The organism is Proteus vulgaris (assembly GCF_033708015.1).
Classification (GTDB): Bacteria; Pseudomonadota; Gammaproteobacteria; order Enterobacterales; family Enterobacteriaceae; genus Proteus.
The window spans coordinates 1-6,046 of the sequence record NZ_CP137922.1 but is presented as its reverse complement, the minus strand read 5'-3'; the positions used below and the strand labels follow the sequence as shown (position 1 = coordinate 6,046).

Below are 6,046 nucleotides of genomic sequence, written 5' to 3'. Positions count from 1 at the left end.
GTTTATAACGGTTTTTGTTGCCGTTAAGTGTATTTTTAACATCGTCAGAGTTGGCTGAAAAACTGACCTGAAATCGTTGAAAAGCACAAACTTGTTTTGTGGTGTTCAACGATTTTACCAACCGAGTAAAACGAGGACGGTAGTACTATTTAAAATAAGCAGAAGAGTTAACGATACACACATTTGATTTTCGTGATAAATAGAGGCTATATCTCTTTAAAAATCGATAGAAGGTTACAATAGATGAGAATGTACAAACCACCTCACGTAGGTGAATTAATCACTGAAACTTTGAATGAACTGAACCTAAGCATTGATATTTTAGCTGAAAAGTTAGAAATGAATGTATTTGAAACTGAACAGCTCGTTAATGGTAATCTAATCATTACATTACCAATTGCGAAACGTCTATCAATGACTCTCGGTAGCAGTTCATCATTTTGGTTAAATATTCAAAAAAATTATTATAAACGCTCCTCTATTAAAAACGAATTTTTTTAAAGATATTTAACCCATCAAATTCTATTTTTTGTATTTTAATATCTGGTCATATTCAGCCAAAATTTAAACTTAAAATAAGCACAGTTATTAATTTTGAACATCAATTGACATAGGTTTACACGAAAAAGTTGATGCATTGATGCATCAGCAGCGCATCAGTTTGATGCGTGAGAACAGTAGTTACAGTTTAACGCTCTATATCACATATGATGTGCAACCATTTATTTCATACTTACCCATAGGATATATAAAGTTTCAACATTTTATATCCTGCATCAATTCGTCATCAGAATGATGCAGAAATGCATCAGTTCTATGTTTACATAGCCATAACAATTAAAAATAAACTTAATATTTATCAAATAAATACTATCAAAATTCCATTTTGCGTATGGTGTGTGTTTGCAAGAAACAAAAATTGGCGAGTACTAAATACTTTTAGAGTCTGATAACTAGTTTTTAGATGGTCACAAAAGAAATTTTAATTACATACGCGACAATATGCGTAATTGTTATCAAGTAGTTCACTCCCCCCCTCCCCCGTAAATGTTTCTGTAATGCTCTCTGTTTAATTTAAACATCGTGGCTAAGGGTAATTTAGTTTTGTGATTACTTTTGCTTAAAACCCACTACAGAGCGTTTAAACCATCACGAACTGGATGAGCTGTGAGCGTAGCGAATTAAATTACACGGAAAAAACAGCGACTCAGTAGCTGGATGGTCGGAGACAAAAGAAAGGTGTGGTGTGTTGCTCGAACAAGGCGATGGAGCTATAGAGGTGCTTTAGGTTTTTTTTAAAAAAAAGGAGCAAACGTTGTTTGCGACATCCTTTTAATTACCGAAAAACGTGATGTATCTGACAGATTTTTCTGAGTTATCCACAGTGGTTTTCTTTTTTAATTGTTTTTTGTTTTTAATTCTTGTTTTACGGTTATTTATTTCTTTGATTAATAAGAATTAAAACACATATAGGCATAGAAATTTACGGTAATAGGCATAGAAATTTACGGTAATAGGCATAGAAATTTACGGTAATAGGCATAGAAATTTACGGTAATACTCACAAATTAGGCATAGAGAAAATAAAAGACTTGCCTTTAATTTAGGGATAGACTACTTTTTTGCCTATCCCATTAAGTAGGAAGCGACATGTCTGAGCTAATAGCATATAAATCCAATGCTTTGATTGAAGCTAGTTACAAACTAACTTTACAGGAACAGCGCTTGCTATTGATGTGTATTGGAAAGTTAAACCCTCTGGATAAAACTCCTCAAAAAACATTCAAAATTACATCTGGCGATTTCTATCTAGCATTTCCTGATATGGGAAAAAGTAATGCAGAACGACATTTAAAAGAAGCTATAGATAAGCTCGCTGAACGTTGGATATATATACAAAACAATAATGAAAGACGACGTATTCGCTGGATCCAAGAAGAAGCAGAATATTTTGAGGGTGAGGGAAAAATAGAAATTGTTTTTGCTGATTCCATAATGCCCTACTTAACTCAGCTTCAAGGTCAATTTACTAAAATTGTGATCAAAAATGTATCAACACTAAAAAGTGTCTATAGCATTCGTTTATATGAGTTATTAATGCAATTTAAAGTGATTGGCGATCGATTGATCAGCATTAATGATTTTCGCTCGATGCTAGGTTTGGACGAAAAAAAATACGCCACCTTCAAATCACTGAATCAATGGGTAATAAAACCAGCAATAAAAGAGTTAAACCAAAAAAGCAATCTATCTGTAACAGTTGATACAGTAAAAAAAGGCAGGAGTGTTTTTGCGCTACACTTTCACTTCAAAGAAGATCAACAAATAAAAATGATGTTAGAGGATTGATTATGGCTTTGGTATCAATCAGTGAAGCGGCAAGGCTGACAGGAAAAGCAAGAAGCACACTACACAAGTACATAAAACAAGGGAAACTGTCTACGACTACAGATCAAAATACAGGAAATAAAAGCATTGAAACATCTGAGTTAATTAGAGTATTTGGTAAAATAAGCAATTCTCCAACTACAGACTGTGACGGTGTCACTAATGTATCAAAACTACAGCAAGAAACACCCAACACTACACAGTCACTACAGATTAAACTTCAACTTCTTGAACAAGAAAATGCACACTTAAAAGCTGAAAAAGAGTTACTTTCAAAAAATTTAGATGATATACGTCAAGCTATGCTATTAATCGAATCCAAGCTGCCGACAACACCCGAACAAGCTAGACCTGTGCCCGCCAAAAAATCATGGCAATTCTGGAAAAAATAGCCGTTTGATACCATTTTCACCGCGAAACCCAAACTGTCCTTTTGATAACAAATAACTAACACAAAAATGGGGCTTTTTACGGGGAGAAGATAGGGAGTTTTGAGCATTTGAGGGGAATTTTAGGTTGAGTGCCTAAATGGCGTTACGCTTAAGCATCATTATGTTAAATGGAGTCGAAATTTTTGGAATATAAAAAATTCTACTACCTAAATAAATAAAACATTAGAAATGTAAATTATTTGCCATAAATATTTTTTATAGCTTAGATACTTGACCCTAACGTAACGTTAGCCTCTAGCATAAGACACGCCTAAGGAATAAAGGAGTCAAAAGATGTTATTACAAGTCGGTGAACTGGCTAAGCGGACAGGGTTAACTATTCGCACCCTTCATCACTATGATGATATCGGTTTACTTCAGCCTTCGGCCCGCTCCGACGCCGGTTACCGACTTTACAGCCGTCAAGATATTACTCGCTTATACCAAATTCAGGCATTGCGAGGGCTTGGAATGACATTGGCAGAAATTGGCGCGGTTCTTAATAGTCCAAACTTGGCACTCGCCCCATTAATTGATCGGCAGATTCAGGCAATCGATCAGATGATCATTAAGCAGACTCAACTGCGCTATCGTTTGAGCAGTCTCAAAAATCAACTGATGAATGGTGAAGAGCTGGAACTGGACAATTGGCTAAAAACACTGGAGCTTATGTCTATGTACGAACAATATTTTACAAAAGAGGAACTTGCAGATCTGACTTTTTTACAGGCAGACAGTAAACAACAAAAAGAATGGGAAGCGCTTGTCGTCGAAGCGAATGCACTCTTTAAGGCCGGAGAATCTTCTAGTAGTGAAACTGCCCAAAACCTGGCTTCACGCTGGATGCTGACTCTCGAACAGAATACGGCTGCTAATCCTGAATGGTTGGTTAAATTGAATAGCATGCATTCAGCTGAATCGGCATTTCAGGAAAAATTGGGTGTGCATCCGGAAGTGGTTGAGTTTCTACTTGAAGCATTTGCCGAGAGTAAGCTGAACGTTTTTGCACGTTATTTATCCGAGCAGGAATTTGCTTTTATGAAGCAAAATTATGCACGTGAGATGAAAAATTGGCCCCAGTTATTGATCGGATTGGAGAAGGCCATTCATGCTGGGATTGAACCTGACAGTGAACAAGCAAAATGTTTAGCACAGCAATGGCTCTCCATGTTGCAAGGTTACGCAGGCAAAAATCCGGCGACACATGCGAAGATTCGCAATGCCATGCAAAATGAACCAAGTCTTGCCGAGGGAACCTGGCTCAAACCTACCACTTTGCAATTTTTAGAAAAAGCAGTATCAGCTTTAATGCGTTGTGCTTAGTACATGCTTACCTCTATTCAAATAATCAAAGTAGTATGGCTACCCCATAATTTGGGGTGGTCATTAAATTTATGATTTTAAAATATTTTATATGGAGTAAGTAGAGTAAATGGTATTCTCACAAACTTATCCAACTAGAGTATATAAGTTGGTTATTTTCGATTTTGATGGAACCTTAGCAGATTCCTTTCCTTTCTTTGTTTCAACTATAAATCATCTAGCTGACATGCATTCTTTCAAGAAGATTTATTTAGATGAGGTTGAATCTTTTAGGGAAATATCTTCCCGAGAGATAATGAAAAATCTTGGGATACCAGTATGGAAACTACCTGCGATTACTCAGAGTTTTATAAAACTTATGAAGGTAAATTCTTCAAAGATTCCTCTATTTGATCATACAGATGAAATGCTTGCACACCTTAATGAACATGGAATTACAGTAGGATTAGTTTCTTCAAATGGATACGAAAATGTGACCAGTGTTCTTGGTTCAAGCTGTCGATACTTTAGTTACTTTGAATGCGGTGCATCTTTTTTTGGAAAAGCATCTAGGTTAAAGCAGCTTTTAAAAAAAGCAGACTTTAAACCATCAGAAACTATCTATATTGGTGATCAGATTACCGATTATGAAGCAGCTAGAACGGTAGGAATTGCTTTCGGTGCAGTTTTATGGGGTTACAGTTCAGAAAAACTTTTAAAGAAACTGTCACCTGATGAGATATTTGAAAATGTGTCTGCCATAAAGAGGATTACTGTCAGCAAAAAATAACCCTACTAAATTATGCTTATAAGCAGAGAATCGCCATTCTAGATACCAGAGGTAAATTATGCTTTCTTTAAAGATAACTACACATATTGATATTAATGCGACACCGGAATAAGTTTGGCAGGTACTGACTGACTTTAAATCGTATGAGAGTTGGAATCCCTTTATCCGTAAAGTTGAAGGAAAGTTAAACATAGGTGAAAAACTAAAGATTAGGATTCATCCAACTAAGAAAAAAGCAATGGAATTTAAGCCTACACTATTGGGGGTCAGTTTGGAGATCGGAAAATCTTGTACGTTTAGCGCACTATTTAACCAAATCAACCCGTAAGGGATTGATGCAGAAGTACACCTCATTGAGATAGGTGAAACCTGTTCAAAAAACAGGCTTACCGTACAATAATTTTCTATATCCAAACTGACCCCTATATCAGCATCATTGACACCTTTCAGGAACTGCGTAACAGATGGTATTATAGTAGTAAATACACTTTTTTATTTTTATGGTGATTCCTTTGATTAGTGGTTCATGTTTGTGTGGCTCAGTGAAATTTACGATAAAAAATCAGCCCGAGAAATTTTATAGATGTCACTGTTCACTATGCCGAAGGCAATCTGGAGTTGGTCATAATTTAGCCACCATAGTGAAAATTGAAGATTTTGATTGGCAAACTTCGAGTAGTTTCATTTCCTCGTGGAAAAAGGAAAGTGGATATCGAAATGACTTTTGTAATTCATGTGGTTCGACAGTTCCAAACGCTTTGAGAGATCAGCCCTTTGTATGGCTACCACTTGGATTGCTTGATGATGATATTTCCGCTGACTGCTGTGGTGATTTTTGCACCGATGATTCGATGATGTGGGATTGTGTACGCTCAGCGAATAGTAATAAGAGTGCGGTAAATAGCCTGTTCGATTTATTGCTCATGTTGAATGTTGTACAGGCTAATTTTGAGTAAGAAGTGAGTACGCCTTAGATGCGCGTTTTTACTAGTTCTTGAAGCTTTGATGCGTGACTGGCCCATTATGTTAAACGGGCGAGTTTACACCTCAAAACAGCCCGTTTAACACCATCAAAACGCCTCAACCTGATTTTAAGCACCAAACACACCCCATAACATCCAAATCTATCCTGAAA

Annotated in this window: 6 protein-coding genes; all 6 read left to right on the top strand. The window is 36.3% G+C overall.

Annotated elements, in window-relative coordinates; genetic code table 11:
- Nucleotides 1-243: 243 nt before the first annotated feature.
- The 6 genes from SB028_RS20680 (at nucleotide 244) to SB028_RS20655 (ending at nucleotide 5,867) form a co-directional block, all read left to right on the top strand.
- Nucleotides 244-501 (top strand): HigA family addiction module antitoxin, encoded by a 258-nt coding sequence (locus SB028_RS20680; RefSeq protein WP_044111715.1) that lies wholly within the window; start codon nucleotides 244-246, stop codon nucleotides 499-501.
- Between the two features lie 1,149 nt (nucleotides 502-1,650).
- Nucleotides 1,651-2,349, top strand: coding sequence for a replication initiation protein (locus tag SB028_RS20675; RefSeq protein WP_044111722.1), 699 nt, complete (start codon nucleotides 1,651-1,653; stop codon nucleotides 2,347-2,349).
- Nucleotides 2,350-2,351: 2 nt separating this feature from the next.
- Nucleotides 2,352-2,780, top strand: coding sequence for a hypothetical protein (locus tag SB028_RS20670; protein WP_044111721.1), 429 nt, complete (start codon nucleotides 2,352-2,354; stop codon nucleotides 2,778-2,780).
- Between the two features lie 333 nt (nucleotides 2,781-3,113).
- Complete coding sequence (locus tag SB028_RS20665) at nucleotides 3,114-4,142, top strand: MerR family transcriptional regulator (RefSeq protein WP_044111719.1); 1,029 nt, start codon at nucleotides 3,114-3,116, stop codon at nucleotides 4,140-4,142.
- A gap of 109 nt (nucleotides 4,143-4,251) precedes the next feature.
- Nucleotides 4,252-4,911, top strand: coding sequence for an HAD-IA family hydrolase (locus SB028_RS20660; protein ID WP_044111716.1), 660 nt, complete (start codon nucleotides 4,252-4,254; stop codon nucleotides 4,909-4,911).
- A 512-nt stretch (nucleotides 4,912-5,423) separates the two neighbouring features.
- A complete protein-coding gene (locus SB028_RS20655) occupies nucleotides 5,424-5,867 on the top strand; it encodes a GFA family protein (RefSeq protein ID WP_074176222.1) in 444 nt (147 codons plus the stop codon).
- The last annotated feature ends 179 nt before the right edge of the window (nucleotides 5,868-6,046 follow it).

Bases quoted from the DNA above. Each gene is read 5' to 3' on its own strand.
- SB028_RS20680 (WP_044111715.1), top strand. From the start codon at position 244: ATGAGAATGTACAAACCACCTCACGTAGGTGAATTAATCACTGAAACT.
- SB028_RS20675 (WP_044111722.1), top strand. From the start codon at position 1,651: ATGTCTGAGCTAATAGCATATAAATCCAATGCTTTGATTGAAGCTAGT.
- SB028_RS20670 (WP_044111721.1), top strand. From the start codon at position 2,352: ATGGCTTTGGTATCAATCAGTGAAGCGGCAAGGCTGACAGGAAAAGCA.
- SB028_RS20665 (WP_044111719.1), top strand. From the start codon at position 3,114: ATGTTATTACAAGTCGGTGAACTGGCTAAGCGGACAGGGTTAACTATT.
- SB028_RS20660 (WP_044111716.1), top strand. From the start codon at position 4,252: ATGGTATTCTCACAAACTTATCCAACTAGAGTATATAAGTTGGTTATT.